Raw genomic sequence first — 17,771 nt, forward strand, 5'->3', positions numbered from 1 at the left:
CAGGTCAAGCTAAGCCGACGCACTGGCGACAGCGGCTACGGAGGCGTCCCCGTGGGCGTGAGCATGCCCATCGCCCGGGGCCTTCTTCGCGCCCCGCACTTCGATCCCGTCCAGCAGGTCGCGCGTGGCCTCGGCAACGGCCTCCACCGCACGTTCGAAGACCTCGCGGTTGTGCGCCGCGGGCGCGCGGAACCCGGACACCTTCCGTACGTACTGCAACGCGGCCGCTCTCATCTCGTCCTCGGTGGCCTTCTCGGGGATGGCGGGCGGACGCAGCGTCTTGATACTCCGGCACATACTCCGATTGTGCGCCCGGGCGGAGGCGCCCGGGGGGCGAACCGACCCGACCGACCCAGCCGCCCGCGAAAGCCACCCCTCAGCACCTCGCAACCTCAGGCCCTCACAACCGCAGGCCCTCGGGCCACTCCCGTCCGCCTATCGAGATGCCCGGCCCGCGCCCGAGCCCCCGGCCGAGCCCCCACCCGAAGGAGGCTCGTGCCACATACCCATCCCCTCCACCGCCCGCATCTCCGGCGTGCGGTGCCGGCCCTCCTGCTCGGCCGCCTCGGGGTGGCGCGCCCGCCAGTACGGGTTGTCGTGCGGGAGCGCGCTGCCCACCCGCCCGTACATCCCGAACCACATCAGCATCACGCCCACCACGAAGCTGAACAGCACGTTCTGGATCTTGAATGCCAGGAAGTTCAGGCCGGTGTCCAGCAGCGCCAGGTTGATGAAGCCGCTCGCGATGAAGGCCAGCCCCAGCACGATGTTGAGCGACGAGGCGAAGTTCCCGCCGATGAACATGCCCACCATCAGCAGCAGCCCCACACAGATCGACAGCACGCTCAGCGCGCCGTTGGTGTTGAGGCCGACGACCTTGTCGCCGCCCGTGCTGAAGAAGCCGATGTTCTGGGTCAGCCCGAGCACCCCGAAGACGATCAGGAACAGGCCCATGAGGCCCGCGCCGACCCGGTAGACCATGCTCAGTTTGTGGTCCATCGGCAGGTGCTCGTCGAGCCGGGCCCCGATGCCGATCGGGCGCCGGATGCGTACCGCGTGAGTGGCCATCGCGGCCTCCTCGGGTCGGGCCGCCGTTCGGGCGTACGTACGTCGAGTCGTACGGACCCCGGCGACGCGCCCCGGCGCGCACCCGGCCCGTACCCGCGGCGGAACCACCGCACCTCCCAGCATCCGCCGCCCACGCACCCCGTACAACCGCGCCGCCCCGGCACACCGACGCAGAACACCGGAGGTAGAAGGGTCCAAGACCAAGGGACCGGGCACGAACAGACAAGAAAGACCAAGAACCGCAAAACCCGAAGGGAACCCGCCCTAACGCCCCGACGGCGCCGGGCCACCCCTCTGGGACCGGATGTCGTTCACCACCCGCCCGACCGCCTCCCGCACGGCCTCCGTCTCCCGAAGGAAGTGCCAGTAGTCGGGGTGCCGGCCGGTGAGGCCCGCCACCGCCCGGTCGAGCCGGGCCACGGCGTCGTCGAGGGGACGGGCGTGGCGCGCGTCCGGGACGCTGCGGCCCTCCATCGCCAGCCGCTGCGCGTCGCGGACCACGAACCGGGTGCGGTCGATCTCCTCCTGCGGGTCCTCGGCCACCGCGTCGAGGACCCGCAGCCGCTCACCCGCAGCCGAGACCGCCTCGTCGACGGAGTCGAGGAGCGCCCGCACCGTGGCGAACAGGGCCGTGGCCTGCGCCCAGTCCTGCGCCTGCCGCGCGACCCCCGCCTCGGCCAGCCGCTCCTCGGCCTGGGCCACCTGCTGCGCCGCCGCGTCCGGCACGTGCTGGAGGTCCTGCCAGCAGGCGGCACTGAAACGCCGCCGCAGCTCGCTCAACACCGGGTCGACCCGGTCGGCGCGGTTGCGCAGCGCCTGGGCGCGCGTCCGCAGACTGACCAGCCGGCGGTCCATCTCCGCGGCCCGCTCCGGCAGCCGCTCCGCCTCCGCCTTGATCGTCCCGGCTTCCCGCGCCAGCCGGTCGGCGCGCTGCACCGTCTCCTGCACCCCGTGCCGGGCCGCACCTTCGTTGAGCAACGTCAGCTCCGGGCCCAGCGCGGCCAGCCGCGCCGCCAGGTCATCGGCCCGCATGCCCGTCGCCCGCACTGCGTCGAGGGCCTCGCTGGCCCCCAGCAGCGCCGCCCGCGCCCGCTCCCGCGCCGGGGCCACCAGCGCCAGCTGCGACGCCGCGTGCTGCAGCAGCGGCTCCAGGCCCTGCGCGAAACGGTCCAGCTCCCCCTTGACCCGTACGAGCTCCTCGCGCGCCCGCTCCAACTCCCCGCGGGCCCGGCCGGCCACCCCGGCGTCCAGCTCGGGACGGTCCAGGTCGTAGCGGTCGACGGTCTCGATGTAGACGTGACTGACCTGGTCGATCCGCTGCCCGAGCGCCTCGAACCCGTCCCGGGCCTGCCGCGCCGCCGGCGACCCGTCCGCCGCGGCGATGGTCTCGATGGAGATCCGCAGGTCCCGCTGCGCGGTGTCCAGCTCGTAGAAGGCCGCCGCGGCATCGTCCTTGGCGGCCTGCGCCGCGGCCCGCCGGCTCTCGTCCCGCCCACCGAACCACCGCCGGGATGTCGCCGTCACAGTCCCTCTCCCGTACGCCTCCGCCATGCCCGGTTCATTCTCCCTCACCAGAACGCGTTTGCGTCAGGGGCGTACGGGCCCTGTAGGCTGTCTCCTCGTCCACGGGTGCGTAGCTCAGGGGTAGAGCGCTGCTCTTACAAAGCAGATGTCGGCGGTTCGAAACCGTCCGCGCCCACCAGCACAAAGGCCCCTCGCCGATCATGGCGGGGGGCCTTTGACAACCATTTTTGACAACAACGGGGGCGGATCAGGGGCGGGGTCCTCGCCCAAGCAGCCGGTCCATCCGCCCGACCGCTTCCCGCTGTGTCTCCTGCACCACGTGCGCGTAGACGTTCATGGTCACCGCGATCTGCGAGTGCCCGAGGATCTCCATCACGACCCGCGGCGGCACCCCGGCGGCAGTGAGCAAGGTCGCCGTCCCGTGCCGCGCCCGCCGCCCAGCTCGCCGCCCGCACCCACCGCTGCCGCGTCCGCTGACCCGCCGCACCGCTGAAGGAGAACTCCGTCCTCGCCTACTGCACGAGATCTCGGATGAGGCTCCTGAGCTCTTCAGGAATATCCTCCTCCTGCATAAGAGAAGCGATTTCGACACCATCGCGCTTCTTATTGAAGCGCAGGCCATGCCGAATAAAAACCCCGTCGAGGATCTCGTCTCCTGGGATTAGCTCAGACTTCCTGAGCCCCCATTCCGCCTGAATGCTCGACCTTGCTTCTTCCATAAGACGCGGGATGGACTCTGAAAGTTCGCTCAGCCGTCGGATTGAATCATCAAGTTCAGACTTGATGGAGTTTTCAAACAGCTCTCCGTCCGCACGCTTGAGGATTAGCTCTCGTCGCGGAATAACTGGTCGACAGGCATGCTTCAGAACATTGCGCTCGACTGCCAATTCGAAGAGCTGCTCACACACTTCATTGATTGATGATGCCACGTCGAGCGGGGAAACGTCCACCGCGCCCTTAGATTTAACCTTTAGACACCTTGAGATAGCCGCAGGGCAAAGCAAATAGTTCTCCATTTCGCGACGGCGAAGAACCTTCACTTCACTCATCCCCTCGACTCTGCTCTTCAAGGCATCAATATCACCCCCGTCACGCTCATCCCTATCCAGAACGAACACAGTTCGCACGTTCCGCTTACGCAGAAACGACAGGGTGGAGGCAGTGGCGTAGTGAGTGAAGTTTCTGGCTCCACCGGTTGTCACAAACCCTAGTGCAGCCTGCCCAAAACTAACTCCCATGGCTGACGCAAACAAGCGAAGGATGTGCTCATCCGACGGACCTTCAACGAAAGCCAGCCTGTCGAACATAAACAGGGAGCTCAGTCGCAGTCCGAGCTCTTCCGGGATGGCCGCTTCAGCTTCATCCACATCGACACTTTGAACGCACGTCTCTTGCGTTTTGCGAATAAGGTAAACATTTTCAAGCGACCCGACGTCCAAAAAGTTGGTCGAGTGAGTGGTGAGGAATATCTGACAGTCGCTACTGACTTCCTTGAGGTATTGCATGAGAGAAATTTCAAGAGCCGGGTGCAAGTGCACCTCCGGCTCCTCCACAAGCAGGATGTCAGGACGTTCAAACTCGCGGTCCAGGATGAGACGCAATGCCTCGCGAATGCCGGACCCATTAAGCTGCACCAGGAAATCGTCTACGTCAAGCTCCGCCGGCATTCCATCATTTCGCCGAGAAGAAGGCAGTGCACGCCGCGCCATTTGTGGGTCATCCGCACTGAACGCATCAATCTGAACTCCGAGAAGGCCAGAAACGACCGATTGAATCCCTCGGAGGACGGCGCCTTGACCGCGGCTCGTTTTCAGCTTCAGGATGCGACTTGCCTCTACTTGACCGATAGGAGCCCTCTGCTCTGCAAGCACGTGGACATTCAGCCCTGAGATTTTTTTCAAGAACGAAGTAATGTAACCAGGAACACTGGTTGCACTTCCGGAGAATGTAGAGATGGGATGCTCGAAGGGTGACGTGCTCGCCTTTTCTCGCCTTTCCGCAAGCTGCTGGGAGCGATTGCGGCAAATTGCCTGGAATTCGGAGAAGCTTGAGGAGGCCCTGGCGTACTTGAGTAGAGATTCTGGAACCTGGGGGCCACCGCCGAGCGTTCTTGTAATCCGGGCGGACGGGGGCATATACCCCCGCTCTCTCACCCGCTTCCAGTCATCCTCATCGAATTCACTCAAAACCGAGTCCAGCAAAGCAAATTCTTCAGAGTATGCATCCAAAGAGGCGGAAGTTTGCGCCATTTCGATCGCACTATCCCGACTTACGGACAGGATCTCTCCATCTTCCGCACCATGCGCCCCGAATGCAATCTTTGAGACGTAGGCAACCATCGGGGAAGCGGGGAGAAACTTCAAGTCGACGGTGACAAGATGACTGAGTTCGGCACCTGCGAGAGCGTTCCTAACCTGGGGAGTTTCAGAGACAATCGAGTCGCGCAGATCTTCAATTTCGAGCTCACCAAGAGCTAGAGTCACCGAAATCTCTATGGATGACGATGTGTTTTTGAGGTACCAGTCACTCGGTTCCCTCATATCCGGTGAGAGCGTGGCCACCTTACCGTCGGCTGCCGCGAAGTGCGCGAAGAACTTCTTGATGGCAGCTAGCAGGTTAGACTTCCCGGAATTGTTTTTCCCGATCAGGACGTTTAGATTTCCGCACGAATCTAGTGAAGTACCCTTAATGCTACGAAATCCGGCAACTCGGACTGAATCGATGTGCACGTCTCCACCCCTCCCAACCCGTTAGGTTGCAGAGGGTAGTCGAGTGAGAATCTCTGTGCCACGACTCCGGCCAAGGTCCTCATGGAGCGCATGCGCTCCTCTCGAAGCGCGCGTCCGTCGTCGCCGTGCGGACTACCCGTGAAGCTGCCCGAAGTCGGCAGGAAGCAGACCGAAGCCCTGATCAACGTGATGCTCGATACCGGCGCTGGCATCGGCGGTCGGGACGATGCATCAATGGATCTCTACGAGGCGGATGACGAGTGTGCACGCCGAGCGCTTCCTCCGGGTGGCTAGCAATAATCAGACGCCCTGGGCGGTCCCGGCGAGCGAGGCCGAGTCGCTAGTCGGGCAGACTGCTTCGAGGGCCGGGTACCTCCTGTCGGGGATGGAGCAGGCGCGCCTAGTGCCCGTTTCGCGGCAAGAAGCGGCAGGAATACGACACCCTCTGCCTGCCCGTGACAGGCAGCCTTCGGCGTCTACCGCTTACAACCACCACCGTGGATGAGGACAGGAGACCACGTGCGCTGACATGTGCCTCCGTTGCGCCTCACATGCTCCCTTCTAGTGTGAGGCATACGCCGTTACGTTCCGGTGTGCATGAAGGGCTTCGGGAAGTACTGGGGATGGGCTGTCTTCGCAGTCCTGTTGGCTGGTTGGCTCACGTCCGACTTCGGCCCAGGCCTGCTGTTGGCGTTATCCGGTGTGTGCACGGTCTACTTTTTCTTTCTCGCTCCGGCCTGGTGTGGGGCGCTTGGGCGAGACGGCGCGTGCAGAAACAACAGCAAGGGCGCCATGATGGGCTGCCACATTCGGCAGCACAAGTGGCAGAAACTCCAGGGCGTTGTAGTTAGAAAGCGATGGCGTGATCTGCGGCGTGAGCTCTTCCCGAACGCCACTACAGCTCTGACGACCCTGGGCGGAATACTTGGGCTACTGTCGGCCGTAGCAGCCTCGCTTCAGCCCATCTTCGGTGGCGGCTGGTAGAAGGCCTGTGCCTCCACGCACTATTCGCGGACGGCGAGCCGTCCATGAAGACCCAGATGGCCTCCGACTAGCAGAAACGCGTGAGACACACGGGGCCTGCGGAGCCGCGTGCCGAACAACCGAAGGCCCCCGTGCAACTGAGGGCCTTCGGCATGGGTGCGCGATCTGTCAGCTTGGTGGCGGCTCCGATGGGCCAACGCCCTCTGCCCAAGACGGGCAGGGCGGTAGGTCTGGAGGCGGCAAGCGGTGGCCGCGGCTGTGGGCGACCGTGAGGGTCTTGGACAGGGAGTGCGCCAAGCCCGTCGCCAGGAGGCGGAGTTCCTCGAGGTCTGCCTCCTCGTCGGCCAGGACCTCCGAGGCGTACTCCGTGAGTTTGGCCGCGACGCCCAGCTCCACCGACTCGATGGCGTCCGCCAGGCGGGAGAGGCGGCTGCTGGCGTTGTCGGCGCTCAGATAGCAGGGCTTGTCGTCGGGGCCCGACCACGGCAGGAGCCGAAGATCCTCGTGCGCTGTCATTTCGGGGCGCTCCTTTCGCTCGTGGTGGCCGAGCCCCGGCGGCGCGTGCGAGTGGTCCGTTCCTCAGCGCGCGAGCATCGCGAGGAGTCGCCGTTTCGTGCAGACATGCTGGCGGCAGGGAAGCGGGGCGGCTGGGAGAGCCGGACCGAGGCCAAGGTGCCGGCACCGGCCGAGATCGCGGCACGGCTCGGCATCGGCGAGGGCGAGCTGTGCGTCCGCACCGCGTACGAGTTTCTCGCCGACGGCAGGCCCGTCCAGTTGTCCACGAGCTGGGAGCCGTATGACCTGACGGCCGGGACGCTCGTTGTCCTGCCGGAGGGCGGGCCCCACGCGGGGATCGGCGTCGTGAACCGCATGGCCGAGATCGGGATCGTCGTCAGCCACGCCGTGGAGCAGCCGGAGCCCCGGCAGGCGACCGCAGAGGAGGTGTGACTCCTCGGGATCCAGAAGGCCTCGCTTCCCTCATATCCGACGGACGTACTACAGCGATGAGGGCCGGCCCGTGGAGACGGCGGACATCATTGTGCCCGCCGCCCTTTGCGAGATCGTTTACGAGGTTCCGATCAGTCGGTAGCCGGGAGGCCCCTACTGCGCGCCTTCTCGTGGGCAGCGAACTCGTCCGAGGTACCGACGAACGCTGGGCCGCACTGCGGTGGCAGGCGGTCGATGACCATGGCTACTGCGGCCACGGCGCTGTCCGTCTCCGCGATCCGCGGGCTGCTTCGGTGCGGCCCCTCGACGTAGTACCGGCCGTCGCCCGTCGTGCCGATGTAGGGGAGGTCCCAGGTCCACCGCTTCTCCGTGCAGCGGCTGAAGTGCAGCTCCCACATCCCTGTCCAGGGGTAGAGCTGACGGAGCAGCGGCTCTCCGCGTGCCACCCGGACCAGCTCGGCGAAGCGTCCCGCAACGAGTGATTCCCCCTCCCGGGTCCGTCCCTCGGCGACGGTGAACATCTCCTGCCAGGCGGCCTCGACTACGTGGGTCATGCGGTGATTATTCAGGTCCGACGGCGCCCCAACAACGTGCCGGGAGGTGCGCTCACTGACAACCAAATCTGACAACAACGAGGGTGGACGCGGGCGGTTGCCAGCGTGTCCTGCAGAGCCTTCGCCTCGCAGGTCAGGGCCCCTGCGCCGCCCCTCCGGGCGAGCTTACAAAGCGGATGTCGGCGGTTCGAAGCCGTCCGCGCCCACCAGTGCAAAGGCCCCCAGCCGATCACGGCTGGGGGCCTTTGGCACTGTCGTATAGGGCTGGCGAAGCCGAGGTCGGGGAGGGTGGGGGTGGGTCCGGACGGGCCGGTAGGGCGGGTGTCGGCGGGGCGGATCCACTGCGGGCCTTCCCGTCTCCGAGCCCGAAGACGCGGGATCGGGTCCGAACGGTGATGTGCGCGGCGGTCCGGTCGGCGCCCGGCGGGCGCATACTGGGCTCAATGACAAAGCCAGCTGCACCGAAGCGTCATCTGCCGAGCAGCCCCTTCAAAGTCCCGACCGCACCACCCCCCAAGCACTTCGTGGTGGGTGACCAGGTCACACACGATGTGTACGGACTCGGCCGAGTGATCGGCGTCGAGGACGGAATCGCGACGCTCGTCGATTTCGGCTCGGCACGAGAACGGATCCTGAGCCCGTACGCCAAGATGATCAAGCTCTAGCACCGTTGTCCCGGACCGCTCGTCGCCAGCCCCGATGGGGGCGGGCAACGCAACAGTCGGCACGTCCACACCGTCCGCACCCACCAGTGCGAAGGCCCCCAGCCGAGATCGGCTGGGGGCCTTCGCCATCCGCTTTCGACATCAAGAGGAGCGGAGCCGACGAGCGGGCACGTCGCTCTGCACGGCGGGTGCGGGGCGGCGGCCCGCGGCCGGCCCGACCGAGGTCAGGGCTCCGTCCCGAGGGTGTGTAGGGCGCCCCGGCCACCTGTGGCGTGCTCGCGCACCGCGATCCGCGCCAGCTTCGTGAGCATCATGCCGTTGCGGACCGCGACGACGTAGTCCACGGGCAGGCCGTGCATCCGCGTGCCGGGGCCCCGGAGGGGGTGCCAGTCGAGGGTGAACAGGGTGTTGGCGCCCCACGGGGTCAGCTTCATGGCGATGCGAGCTGCGCCGAAAGGTCCTGCCTTCGCTTCCAGTTGGAGGCGGTGGGGCGGTTCGGAGATGCGGACGACGCAGGTGTCGTCGAGGGTGAGGGGGCCGGCACCGACGCGCACCCTCAACCGAGCGCCGACCTCTGGCCAGTGCGGGTCCACGGCGAGGACCTGCTGGGTCCCGGTCACCCACTCTCCGTAGCGGTGGCCGTCGGACAGCAGGTGCCAGACTTCGGACGGCGGGCTAAGGATCAAGCGGCGGTTCCGGGCCATGGTCACGCTCCTCGTCTCCAGCGTCATGGCGAGCGCGCCGGTTGGACAGTCCGAGCCGTCCAGACGGGTGAGGTTCCGGCAAGCGTCTCGTCTTCGGGGGGAGAGAGGGGCGGGGCACGGACGTAGGGCGAGCCCCCGAGGTGAGGTCGTCATCGAGGCTCATCGGGGGCGCCGGGCCGTCGGGGAACCCGGCGGCGAGGGCGGCGACGAGCGGCGGCTCCTCGGTGGGGGGACGAGCGTTCGCCCGGCTGGGCGGCGTTACCAGTGCACGGCCCTGAGCTGCTGAAACGATGCCGTCGATGCTCTGCGTGCGCTCTTGCGCACGTTCCGTTCCCGGGAGGGGCGTGGCGCCCCCATACTTCCCTTCGGGTGACCGACTCGCGGGCGAGGGGGCTGTGCATGCACCGGCAGGGGGACACGGTGGACGGGCGCTACCGGCTGGAGAAACCGCTCGGCGCCGGCGGGATGGGCGAAGTCTGGAAGGCGACGGACCTCAAGCTCGGGCGGAAGATCGCCATCAAGCTGCTCATCATGCCCCGGGACGCCGACGACATCGACCCTGCGGTGAAGCGGTTGGGCAAGGAGGCGCGCGCCCTCGCCCTCGTGGGCCACGAACACGCCGTCACCGTGCACGACTGCGGCGGCGGGGCCGGGGTCTTCTACATCACGATGGAACTGCTGCGCGGGGAGACCCTCCAGACGGTGCTGGAGAAGGCACGCAGCGAACTGGCAGAGGGAAAACCGCTCGACGCGTCCCTCCCGGCGCTGAGCGACGTCGTCGCCTGGGCCGATCAGATCTGCGACGTGCTGGAGAGCGCGCACGCGAACGACATCGTGCACCGCGACATCAAACCGTCCAACGTGATGGTCACGCAGCGCGGTGCCGTACGGGTGCTGGACTTCGGCATCGCGAAGCTGCTGGAGGAGAGCGGCCAGACCAGGCCGGGAACGGTCCTCGGCACACCGGCGTACATGTCCCCGGAGCAGTTCCGTGGAGCCGCGGGCCGGCAGTCCGACCTCTACTCGCTCGGGTGCCTCATGTACGCCCTGGTGACCGGCTGGCCCCCGGAACGCGGAGACGGCGTGGGGGTACCCGAGCCGGGACGCCTGCGCCCCGGGCTGCCCGCCGCGCTCGACCACCTGATCGTCCGCCTGCTGGAGACGGATCCCGCGGAACGGCCGCGGGGCGCGGGAGAGGTGCGGCGGATCCTGGAGGCGGTACTGGTCCAGCCGGGGGCCGGCCCGGCCACACCGGTTCCCCTGCAGGTGCCGGTGCAGGGCCCGCTACCGACGTCGGTGCCAGCGCCGGGGCCGCCGGTGCCAGCGCCGGTGCCGGTGCCGGTGCCAGCGCCGGTGTTGCCCGGTGATCGCGGGCCCGCGCCGGTGGAGCCGCTGTACGAAGCCGAGTTCGAGCTGGTGGAACCGTACGACCCCGAGTTCGAGCCGCCGGACGAGGACGGGGAGCCGAAGGAGTCGGGGTGGTGGGAGGCCCTCTACGCGCCGCAGCCGGAACCTGAGCCGCGACCACAGCCCCAGCGGCAGCCGCAGCCCCAGCCGGCGCACGTCGCCCGACGCCCCCCACGCCGCGACCTCCCCGCTCCCCGACCCGTCACGACCCCGGCCACCGCGATCGAGCGGCGGGAGCCGGTCCGTCACGAAGGCCTCGAGGCGGTCACCACCGTGCTCCTCACCTGGGGGAGCACCTTCGGGCTGGTCCGGAGCACGACGGAGCTGGGCTTCGTCCTCTCGGCACTGTGCGGGGCGACCGCCGCGGGACTCGCCATAGGGGTCCTCATCGTCGTCGACGAGTTCGAGCTCTACGCGCACGGCTTCCGGGGCGGGTACTCCGCCAGGCACACCAAGGGCGAGGACCTGGCGGCCGGGGCTGCGGTCACCGCCTCGTTCATCGTCCTGGGCGGCTGCATCTGGCTGATGGTCTCCCAGGCCGACATCCCGTGGTGGGCCGACCTGCTCGCCGGCGCCGGCGAAGCGCTGGGCCTGATCGCAATCGCCTCCGCCGCCTTCTTCTCCATGCTCGAGGACGGGAGCTTCAGGAACCCGGGCCAGGTCCTCTTCAACGGCACCATGCTCGGCGGGATCGCGTTCGGGCTCTTCCTCGCGGTACTGGACATGGCCTGGTGGACGTCGATGATCGCCGCGGTGGGCGTCTGGGCGGCCATGTCGTTCGTGAGTGCGCTGCTCGATGCGGCACTCGCCATGCGCAGGGCTTAGACCGGGGCGGGTCGGGTGGATAGCCTGGGGGCATGCCTCGTTACGAATTCCGCTGCCGTGCCTGTGGTGACTCCTTTGAGGTGAGTCGGCCCATGGCCCAGTCCTCCGACCCCGCCGTGTGTCCCCAGGGCCACGAGGACACCGTCAAGCTGCTGTCCGCCGTCGCAGTGGGCGGGTCCGCCGCCGCTCCCGCGCCGTCGGGCGGGGGGTGCTGCGGAGGCGGCGGCTGCGGTTGATCCACGGCTGTTGATCCACGGCTGTTGATCCACGGCTGTTGATCCACGGCTGCTTATCCCCGGCTGCTGATCCACGGCTGCTGATCACCGCGGCCGGATCCCCGGGCCCGGATCCCCGGGGGTCGGCCGCCCGCCGCGGCGGCGGTGTCAGCGTTTGCGGGAGAGGGTCAGGCCGTCCGAGATGACGGTCAGGACGCTGTCCATGCGCGCGTCCCCCGCCACGTGGTCGTTGAACCTGCGGATGCCCGCCACCGCGCCCGTCGCGTCCGGGTCCACCACGCGCCCGTGGAAGAGCGTGTTGTCCGTGACGATCAGGCCGCCCGCCCTGATCCGGGGCACCAGCTCCTCCCAGTACGCGACGTAGTTCTCCTTGTCCGCGTCCAGGTACGCCAGGTCGATGTGCGGCTCGTCCGACATCGCCCGCAGCGTGTCGAGCGCGGGCGCGAGCCGCAGCTCGATGCGGTCCGCGACCCCGGCGGCCTCCCAGGCCTCCCGGGCGACCGCCGTCCACTCCTCCGAGACGTCGCAGGCGATCAGCCGCCCGTCCGGGGGCAGCGCCTGCGCCATCGCCAGGGAGGAGAAGCCCGTGAACGTCCCGACCTCCACGATGTGCCGGGCCCCCACCATCCGGACCAGCCACGCCAGCAGCGGTCCCTGCTCCTCTGCCGACTGCATGCCGGCGGAGTCGGGGTAGCGGGCGTACGTGGTCGTGACGACCCCCCGCTGCACCGGGTCCAGCGGGGGGTTGTGGGCGAGCATGTACGCGTACAGCTCGTCCGTCATGCGGGTCGTGTTCCCCTTGCTCATACGGTCAGTCTGCCCGAATCGGCCGTCCGCGACGGGCGAACTGCCGGACGATCTCCTCCCCCGCCAGCACCCCGGCCACCCCCAGCGCCGTCACCCCGGGGGCGGTCCAGGCCGCGTCCGCCAGTTCGCCGTGCCCCGGCCGCCAGGCCCGGTCCGCAGCCAGCAGCAGGTCGGCGTCGAGGAGCGAGTCGCCGGCCGCGAGGGTCGTGGCGGCACCCGTACGCCGGGCCACCTCGCGCATCGCCGCGCTCTTGGTCAGCGGCCGCGGTACGGCGTACACCTTGCGGCCCTGCAGCGACACCGTCCAGCCGCGCGCCTCGGCCCACTCCGCGAGCGCCTTGAGCCAGTCCTCGGGCAGCAGCGCCCGCTCGACCACGAGGTACGCGAAGAGGTCCTCGGCCACCCGCTCCTTGCGCAGCCACGCCGGGTCGGCGGTGGCGAGCAGGTGCGCGCGTACGTCCTCCAGCGGCGCGCACTCGGCTTCGAGCCGGCGCGCGACCAGGCGCCGCCAGTCGCGGTCGGCTTCGCCGTCGACGAGCAGCTGGCCGCCGTTGGCGCAGATGGCGTAACGGGCCGGGGGTCCGGGGAAGCGGATGCGCTGGTACTGCTTGCGGGTGCGGGTGGTGGTCGGGACGAAGACCACCTCCGGGTCCGCGGCCAGCTCGGCGAGCAGGGCCGCGGCCGTCTCGGTCATGAAGGAGAGCGGCTTGCTCTCGTGCACCTCGACGCAGAGGAGGCGGGGCGCCCGCGGGTCGGGCATCGTCAGGCCGAGGGCGGCGGCGGAGTAGATGAGGGTGCGGTCGAGGTCGCTCGCGATGAGGACCGGGCCGGAGGCCGGGGCGGGGGCCGGGGCGGGGGCCGCGGTGGGGGTGGGAGTGGGGCTCGGACTCGGGTTCGGGCTCGGGTTCGAGCTCACGTGGGAGATGGGTGCCCCTTCGGGTGCGGGTGCCGATTCGGGTACGGGCGCAGGTGCCCTGCCGGGCGCCGGTGCCGTGCCGGGCGTGGTCACGGTGCCGTCACCGCCTTGCCGTCGGCGCCCGTGGCCCCGCGCGTGTAGTGGGGGTGGATCAGACCGACGCAGGTGTACGGCAGCCCGTCGACCTCCTCCACCGGTACGCCGCGCTGCTCGGCGAGCAGGCGTACGTGCCCCAGGTCGGCCCCGGCACCCCGCTTGGCCAGGATCTTCCAGGGCACCCGGCGCAGCAGCACCCGGGTCGTCTCGCCGACGCCGGGCTTGACCAGGTTCACGTCGTGGATGCCGTACTCCTCACTGATCCGCTCGACCGCGGCCCAGCCCTCCCAGGTGGGCCTGCGGTCCGCCGCCAGCAGCTCCTTGACCTCCGCGTCGACGGCCTCGGCGACCTCGCCGAAGTGGGCCGCCACGGTGTCGACGAACTCCGCCGAGACGTCGGCCCCGGCCAGCGCGCGGTAGAACTTCGCGCCGTGGAAGTCGTCGGGCCCGACCAGGTCCGCACGCAGCACGGTACGCGATATGAGGCCGGAGACCGTGGAGTTGAGGCATGCGGAGGGGATCAGGAAGTCCTCGCGCGTGCCGTACGTGGCCACGCAGCCGCCGGGGTCGGCGAGCACCACGATGTTCGGGTCGAACTCCGGGAACTCCGCGAGTGCGGCGGTCAGTTCGCGGGTGATGGCGCCCTTGCCGGTCCAGCCGTCGACGAACACGACGTCGGCCGGGTCGTGGTGGGCGGCGAGCCAGCGCAGGGCGTTGGCGTCGATGCCGCGGCCGCGCACGATCGAGACGGCGTAGTGCGGCAGGTCGAGGCCGTGCCGGTGGCCGGCCCAGCGGCGCATGAGGACGCCGACGGGGGTGCCGGCCCGGGCCAGCGACACCAGGACGGGGCGCGGGGAGCGCTCGGCCAGCACGGTCTCGGTGACGGTGCCGACCGCGCGCGCGACGCGGGCGGCGGAGGCGGCCAGAGCGGCCTGGTAGAGCTCCTGGTACTGGGCGCTGGGCTGGTACTCGACGGGCAGCGACTCGGCGTAGTGGGCACCGCCCGCCTGGATCGCCTCCTCACGCTCCTCGGTCGGGGCCTCCAGCGCGACGTCGGACAGGTCCTGGAGCAGCCAGCCGACGTCGTCGGCGGCGTAGGAGGAGAACGCGGGGCCGCGCAGGGGCTGGGGAAGGCCCGCGGGCGGTCCCTGGTGCTGCGGCTCGGACATGATCGGCTCCTGCCGGTCGTCGGTGGCGGGGCGGTGCGGGGGGTTCGGCGCGTGGGGGTACGTGCGGGGGCGTGGGTGCCCGTGCGGGTGCCCTTGCGCCTGCGCCTGCTCCGGGGTGGGTTCGGTGCGGGTCGCGCAGGCCGGTACGTACGCCGGTACGACGGCCAGCAGGACCCGGCCGGCCTGGGCGGCGAGGTGGGCCAGGAGGCCGTCGGGGGCGTGGAGTTCGGGGGTGTCGCCGGCCGTGTCGACGACCGCGACGACGGCGTCGAAGCCGGCGCCGGCGACGTTGTACGCGTAGCGCTCGCCGGGGCCGTCGGCGGGGTCGTCGTGCGCCGGGAAGACCAGGCGGGTGCGGATGGCGTAGCCGGGGTCGTCGACGGCCAGGACGGGACTGCGGGTGGTCGTGGAGTACCTGACCAGGGCCGCGGGGGGCTGGGGGGTCCGGGGGGGCTGGTCGGACCCGGGGGCGTCGAGCGCTTCGGGAGTGGAGGCGTGGGGGTGGCGTGCCGCGAGTTGCCGTTCCAGTTCGCGGGCCAGGGCCAGGGGGGCGTACATGAGCTCCTCGGTGCCGAGTACGAGGACCCGGCCCGGGGTGTCGCCCAGGGCCTCGGCCAGGCCGGCCGCCATGGCGGGGAGGGCCGCGGCGAGGGTCTCGCGGTGGGCCGGGGTGAAGCCGTGGCGGCCGCCGTCGGGGACGCCGGCCGGCCATGCGAGGGCGACCCGGGTCACGCCGGACGCCCCGGGGCTGCGCCCCGCACCCCGCGCCTCGAACGCCGGCGGGGCCGGAGCCTCCGCACCCCGGGTCGGCGGAGCCGCAGCACCCGCTTCCTGGGCGGCGACCAGGGCCTGGCCCTTGGCGAGGACGTCCGGGGGCAGGGCCACCGTGCCGGTGGCCAGGGCCACGAGGTCCACGCGCGCGCCCAGCGACGCGGCGAAGGCGGCCAGGGCCTCGCGGTCGGCTGCGGAGCGCATGTCGACCAGGGCCACCACCACGTACCAGTCGCGGGGGTGGCGGGCGTGCAGGTCGCGGATGGTGTTGCGGACGGTGTTGCCGGTGGAGAACTCGTCGTCCACCAGCACCAGCGGACCCGGGCCGGCGAGCAGCTTCGGGTCCTCGGGCAGGAGCAGGTGGGAGGTCGCGTGCGAGTGGGACTCCTCGAACCCGCCCGCGGTGTTCACGCCCGGCACCGGTCGCCGCGTCGAGTGCAGGTACGGGGCGCTGCCGAGGCCGTCGGCGACGCAGTGGCCCAGGGCGGTGGCCGTCTCGGCGTAGCCGAGGACCACGGCGCGGGCCGCCTCGTCCGGGCCGAGCAGGTCGCGCACGCGCCGGCCGAGACCGTAGCCGGCGTCGTAGACGGTCGACGGGGACTGCGGGACGTGCTTGCCGAGGACGTTCGAGACCAGGAGGTGGGCCCGCTTGGGGTTGCGGCGCAGGGCGAGGCCCAGGAGGTCGCGCAGCGCGGGGGCAGGGGCCGGGGCGGAGGCCGGGGCGGAGGCCGGGGCGGCCGCTGCCGGTCCGGCCCCGGCGCCTCGGTCGGGGTCACGGGCGGCGTCGGAGGTCGCCTCGGAGGCGGTGTCGGGGGTCGGACGCGCCTCGGGCCGTTCGTCCCGCCCGCCGTCGTCCGGCGGTCCGTCCACGAGCTCCACGCCGAGCCGTTCCGCGACCCAGGTCCCGGACCACACCACGTCCTCCACCACTCCCTCTGCCGTTCCGCCGGCTGTTCCGTCGGCGGTTCCGCCGGCCGTCTCGTCCACGGTCCCGCCCGCCGTTCCCTCGTCCAGGGTCCCGCCGTCCGTCACCCCGAGAGCCCCGCCGTGAGGAGGTCGACGAAGCCGACGTCCTCACGGGCCACGCCGAAGACCTCGGCGCGCAGCATGGTGCGCTCGGCCCAGGCGCGGTGGGGCTTCACCTCGTTCATCTTGTTCGTGTACGCCGAGCGCATGACGCCGCCGCCGCCCCGTTCGGGCCGCAGGATGTCCTGGGCGTCGCTGAACTCCTCGTGGGAGACCACCGACAGGGCGTGGACGGGGGTCACGTGCGCGGGGTGGATGCAGGTCTTGCCGAGCAGGCCGTTGGCGCGGTCGAGTTCGATCTCGCGCAGCAGGCCGTCGAGGTCGTGCTCGATCAGGGCGGTGCGGAGTTCCTCCGCCTGCCCGTCGAGGAAGGGGCTGCGGCGCAGCTGGGGCTTGAACTTCCGCTCCTGGTGGCGGAAGTACTCCCAGACCGGCCCGGTGACCGTGAAGCCGGTGCCGTCGGCCCGCGAGAGGACGTTGACGACGTCGGCGATGACCCCGGCGACGATCTGGACGTCGTAGGCGGTCATGTCGGGGGTGCGGCGCAGCCCGTACGCCGAGCAGAAGTCGGTGACGCCGAGGCGGAGCGCGAGCACGCGGTCGCGGTACTTGTCGACGGTGCGGGCGATGCCGGCGAGTGCGAGGGGCCGGGTCTCCAGGTGGAGCAGTTCGGGTGATTCGAGGACCGGCATGGCGAAGAGCCGCTGTCCGGAGGCGGACTCGGCGCGCGCCACCGCGTCGAGGAACGCGACCCCGCGCTCTTCCGTGAACTTGGGAAGTACGAATCCGGCCAAATGCCGGACGGAGGCTCCGAGGCGGGCGACGAGGTCCGGGATCTGCTCGGGCAGCCGCACCCGGATGAAGAGCAGCGGCAGCTCGCTCCCCCCGTCGGCGGCCTCCCGGTCGAGGTCGGCGAAATGCCGGACGAGGTTCTCCTCGCCGGCCGTGACGTCGCCGTCGCTGATGGAGTCCTCCAGGCAGATCACCATGGAGACGACGCCGCGGGCGGCCTGCTTCCGGATGTCGTCGGCGAGCCGGGGCCGGGTGGCCGGGCTGTAGAGCGTGGCGCCCAGTGCCGCGGAAAGGACGCGGGCCGGGGACGCGAGGGTGAATTCCGCGGGCTGCTGGTGGAAGAGGTGCTCACGGACCGCAGGCGAAACGTGCCCGAAATGACGCATGTGCTTCCCCCGTACTGCCTTGGCGGCCCAACTGACGTGGCCGGTAATAGTACGTACGAATGAGTGTCAAGAGTTCCCCAAGCCCATGAATTTCAGGTAACCCTCTTGCACCATGCCCAGGCTCCGCCCCGCCGACAAGAGGCGGCGCACGGGTCCGGCGGACG

General features: G+C 69.7%; 15 protein-coding genes, 1 tRNA gene and 2 pseudogenes. 6 read left to right on the forward strand and 12 right to left on the reverse strand.

The genetic code is table 11. The features are described 5' to 3' along the window. Positions 1 to 9: 9 nt before the first annotated feature. The 3 genes from IF43_RS0112945 to IF43_RS0112955 form a co-directional block, all read right to left on the reverse strand. Complete coding sequence (locus tag IF43_RS0112945) at positions 10 to 297, reverse strand: DUF2277 domain-containing protein (protein ID WP_078910119.1); 288 nt, start codon at positions 295 to 297, stop codon at positions 10 to 12. 138 nt (positions 298 to 435) lie between these two features. After that, the gene (locus IF43_RS0112950) at positions 436 to 1,068 is read right to left on the reverse strand and encodes a DUF4383 domain-containing protein (protein WP_051795253.1); all 633 of its coding nucleotides are present in this window, start codon (positions 1,066 to 1,068) and stop codon (positions 436 to 438) included. Between the two features lie 264 nt (positions 1,069 to 1,332). Further along, entirely contained in the window at positions 1,333 to 2,619 is a 1,287-nt protein-coding gene (locus tag IF43_RS0112955; RefSeq protein WP_037888326.1) for a hypothetical protein, read from the reverse strand. 76 nt (positions 2,620 to 2,695) lie between these two features. Here IF43_RS0112955 and IF43_RS0112960 point away from each other — a divergent pair. Further along, positions 2,696 to 2,770: transfer RNA gene (locus IF43_RS0112960), tRNA-Val, on the forward strand. A 69-nt stretch (positions 2,771 to 2,839) separates the two neighbouring features. On the opposite strand, the pseudogene IF43_RS36415 reads toward IF43_RS0112960, so the two are convergent. Next, a pseudogene (locus IF43_RS36415) lies at positions 2,840 to 3,022 on the reverse strand (tyrosine-type recombinase/integrase); the annotation flags it as partial. Positions 3,023 to 3,104: 82 nt separating this feature from the next. Next, entirely contained in the window at positions 3,105 to 5,321 is a 2,217-nt protein-coding gene (locus tag IF43_RS39345; protein ID WP_078910120.1) for an AAA family ATPase, read from the reverse strand. Positions 5,322 to 5,459: 138 nt separating this feature from the next. Here IF43_RS39345 and IF43_RS41595 point away from each other — a divergent pair, with 138 nt between their 5' ends. Continuing rightward, positions 5,460 to 5,615, forward strand: a complete 156-nt coding sequence (locus IF43_RS41595; RefSeq protein ID WP_158939294.1) for a hypothetical protein — start codon at positions 5,460 to 5,462, stop codon at positions 5,613 to 5,615. Positions 5,616 to 6,473: 858 nt separating this feature from the next. Here the strand turns inward: IF43_RS41595 and IF43_RS0112980 are convergent. Next, on the reverse strand, positions 6,474 to 6,821 hold the full coding sequence (locus tag IF43_RS0112980; protein ID WP_030198719.1) for a hypothetical protein: 348 nt from the start codon (positions 6,819 to 6,821) through the stop codon (positions 6,474 to 6,476). A 24-nt stretch (positions 6,822 to 6,845) separates the two neighbouring features. Here IF43_RS0112980 and IF43_RS36420 point away from each other — a divergent pair. Then, positions 6,846 to 7,395: pseudogene (locus IF43_RS36420) on the forward strand (UTRA domain-containing protein); the annotation flags it as partial. Here IF43_RS36420 and IF43_RS36425 read toward each other — a convergent pair. After that, positions 7,385 to 7,807 carry a DUF6193 family natural product biosynthesis protein gene (locus IF43_RS36425; protein WP_030198722.1) on the reverse strand — a complete coding sequence of 141 codons (423 nt, stop codon included), beginning with the start codon at positions 7,805 to 7,807 and terminating at the stop codon, positions 7,385 to 7,387. The pseudogene IF43_RS36420 and the gene IF43_RS36425 sit on opposite strands and share 11 nt — an antisense overlap. A 443-nt stretch (positions 7,808 to 8,250) precedes the next feature. Here IF43_RS36425 and IF43_RS0112995 point away from each other — a divergent pair, with 443 nt between their 5' ends. Beyond that, complete coding sequence (locus IF43_RS0112995; protein ID WP_030198723.1) at positions 8,251 to 8,472, forward strand: hypothetical protein; 222 nt, start codon at positions 8,251 to 8,253, stop codon at positions 8,470 to 8,472. 224 nt (positions 8,473 to 8,696) lie between these two features. On the opposite strand, the gene IF43_RS0113000 is transcribed toward IF43_RS0112995, so the two are convergent. After that, a complete protein-coding gene (locus IF43_RS0113000) occupies positions 8,697 to 9,176 on the reverse strand; it encodes an SRPBCC family protein (RefSeq protein WP_030198724.1) in 480 nt (159 codons plus the stop codon). A 399-nt stretch (positions 9,177 to 9,575) separates the two neighbouring features. Between IF43_RS0113000 and IF43_RS43475 the strand changes: the two genes are divergently transcribed. Together IF43_RS43475 and IF43_RS39355 are read left to right on the forward strand one after the other, a co-directional pair. Next, positions 9,576 to 11,408 (forward strand): serine/threonine-protein kinase, encoded by a 1,833-nt coding sequence (locus IF43_RS43475; RefSeq protein ID WP_051795254.1) that lies wholly within the window; start codon positions 9,576 to 9,578, stop codon positions 11,406 to 11,408. A gap of 32 nt (positions 11,409 to 11,440) precedes the next feature. Next, positions 11,441 to 11,644: a zinc ribbon domain-containing protein gene (locus IF43_RS39355; protein ID WP_078910122.1), complete on the forward strand. Its 204-nt coding sequence runs from the start codon at positions 11,441 to 11,443 to the stop codon at positions 11,642 to 11,644. Positions 11,645 to 11,791: 147 nt separating this feature from the next. Here the strand turns inward: IF43_RS39355 and IF43_RS0113010 are convergent, their stop codons facing one another. From IF43_RS0113010 to IF43_RS0113025, 4 genes are all read right to left on the reverse strand, one after another. After that, positions 11,792 to 12,451 carry an O-methyltransferase gene (locus IF43_RS0113010; protein WP_030198730.1) on the reverse strand — a complete coding sequence of 220 codons (660 nt, stop codon included), beginning with the start codon at positions 12,449 to 12,451 and terminating at the stop codon, positions 11,792 to 11,794. A 4-nt stretch (positions 12,452 to 12,455) separates the two neighbouring features. Beyond that, positions 12,456 to 13,268, reverse strand: coding sequence for a hypothetical protein (locus tag IF43_RS0113015; RefSeq protein WP_030198733.1), 813 nt, complete (start codon positions 13,266 to 13,268; stop codon positions 12,456 to 12,458). A gap of 188 nt (positions 13,269 to 13,456) precedes the next feature. Beyond that, positions 13,457 to 16,093: a phosphoribosyltransferase gene (locus tag IF43_RS0113020; protein WP_063753323.1), complete on the reverse strand. Its 2,637-nt coding sequence runs from the start codon at positions 16,091 to 16,093 to the stop codon at positions 13,457 to 13,459. Between the two features lie 338 nt (positions 16,094 to 16,431). Further along, on the reverse strand, positions 16,432 to 17,607 hold the full coding sequence (locus tag IF43_RS0113025; protein ID WP_030198743.1) for an HpcH/HpaI aldolase/citrate lyase family protein: 1,176 nt from the start codon (positions 17,605 to 17,607) through the stop codon (positions 16,432 to 16,434). Between the last annotated feature and the right edge of the window lie 164 nt (positions 17,608 to 17,771).

It is taken from the genome of Streptomyces sp. NRRL S-87 (assembly GCF_000719335.1).
GTDB lineage: Bacteria > Actinomycetota > Actinomycetes > Streptomycetales > Streptomycetaceae > Streptomyces.

What these genes read in the sequence shown, in the direction of transcription:
- IF43_RS0112945 (WP_078910119.1), bottom strand. Translation starts at nt 297, where the DNA reads ATGTGCCGGAGTATCAAGACGCTGCGTCCGCCCGCCATCCCCGAGAAG.
- IF43_RS0113010 (WP_030198730.1), bottom strand. Translation starts at nt 12,451, where the DNA reads ATGAGCAAGGGGAACACGACCCGCATGACGGACGAGCTGTACGCGTAC.
- IF43_RS0113025 (WP_030198743.1), bottom strand. Translation starts at nt 17,607, where the DNA reads ATGCGTCATTTCGGGCACGTTTCGCCTGCGGTCCGTGAGCACCTCTTC.
- IF43_RS0112950 (WP_051795253.1), bottom strand. Translation starts at nt 1,068, where the DNA reads ATGGCCACTCACGCGGTACGCATCCGGCGCCCGATCGGCATCGGGGCC.
- IF43_RS0113000 (WP_030198724.1), bottom strand. Translation starts at nt 9,176, where the DNA reads ATGGCCCGGAACCGCCGCTTGATCCTTAGCCCGCCGTCCGAAGTCTGG.
- IF43_RS0112980 (WP_030198719.1), bottom strand. Translation starts at nt 6,821, where the DNA reads ATGACAGCGCACGAGGATCTTCGGCTCCTGCCGTGGTCGGGCCCCGAC.
- IF43_RS39355 (WP_078910122.1), top strand. Translation starts at nt 11,441, where the DNA reads ATGCCTCGTTACGAATTCCGCTGCCGTGCCTGTGGTGACTCCTTTGAG.
- IF43_RS43475 (WP_051795254.1), top strand. Translation starts at nt 9,576, where the DNA reads ATGCACCGGCAGGGGGACACGGTGGACGGGCGCTACCGGCTGGAGAAA.
- IF43_RS0112995 (WP_030198723.1), top strand. Translation starts at nt 8,251, where the DNA reads ATGACAAAGCCAGCTGCACCGAAGCGTCATCTGCCGAGCAGCCCCTTC.
- IF43_RS0112955 (WP_037888326.1), bottom strand. Translation starts at nt 2,619, where the DNA reads ATGGCGGAGGCGTACGGGAGAGGGACTGTGACGGCGACATCCCGGCGG.
- IF43_RS36425 (WP_030198722.1), bottom strand. Translation starts at nt 7,807, where the DNA reads ATGACCCACGTAGTCGAGGCCGCCTGGCAGGAGATGTTCACCGTCGCC.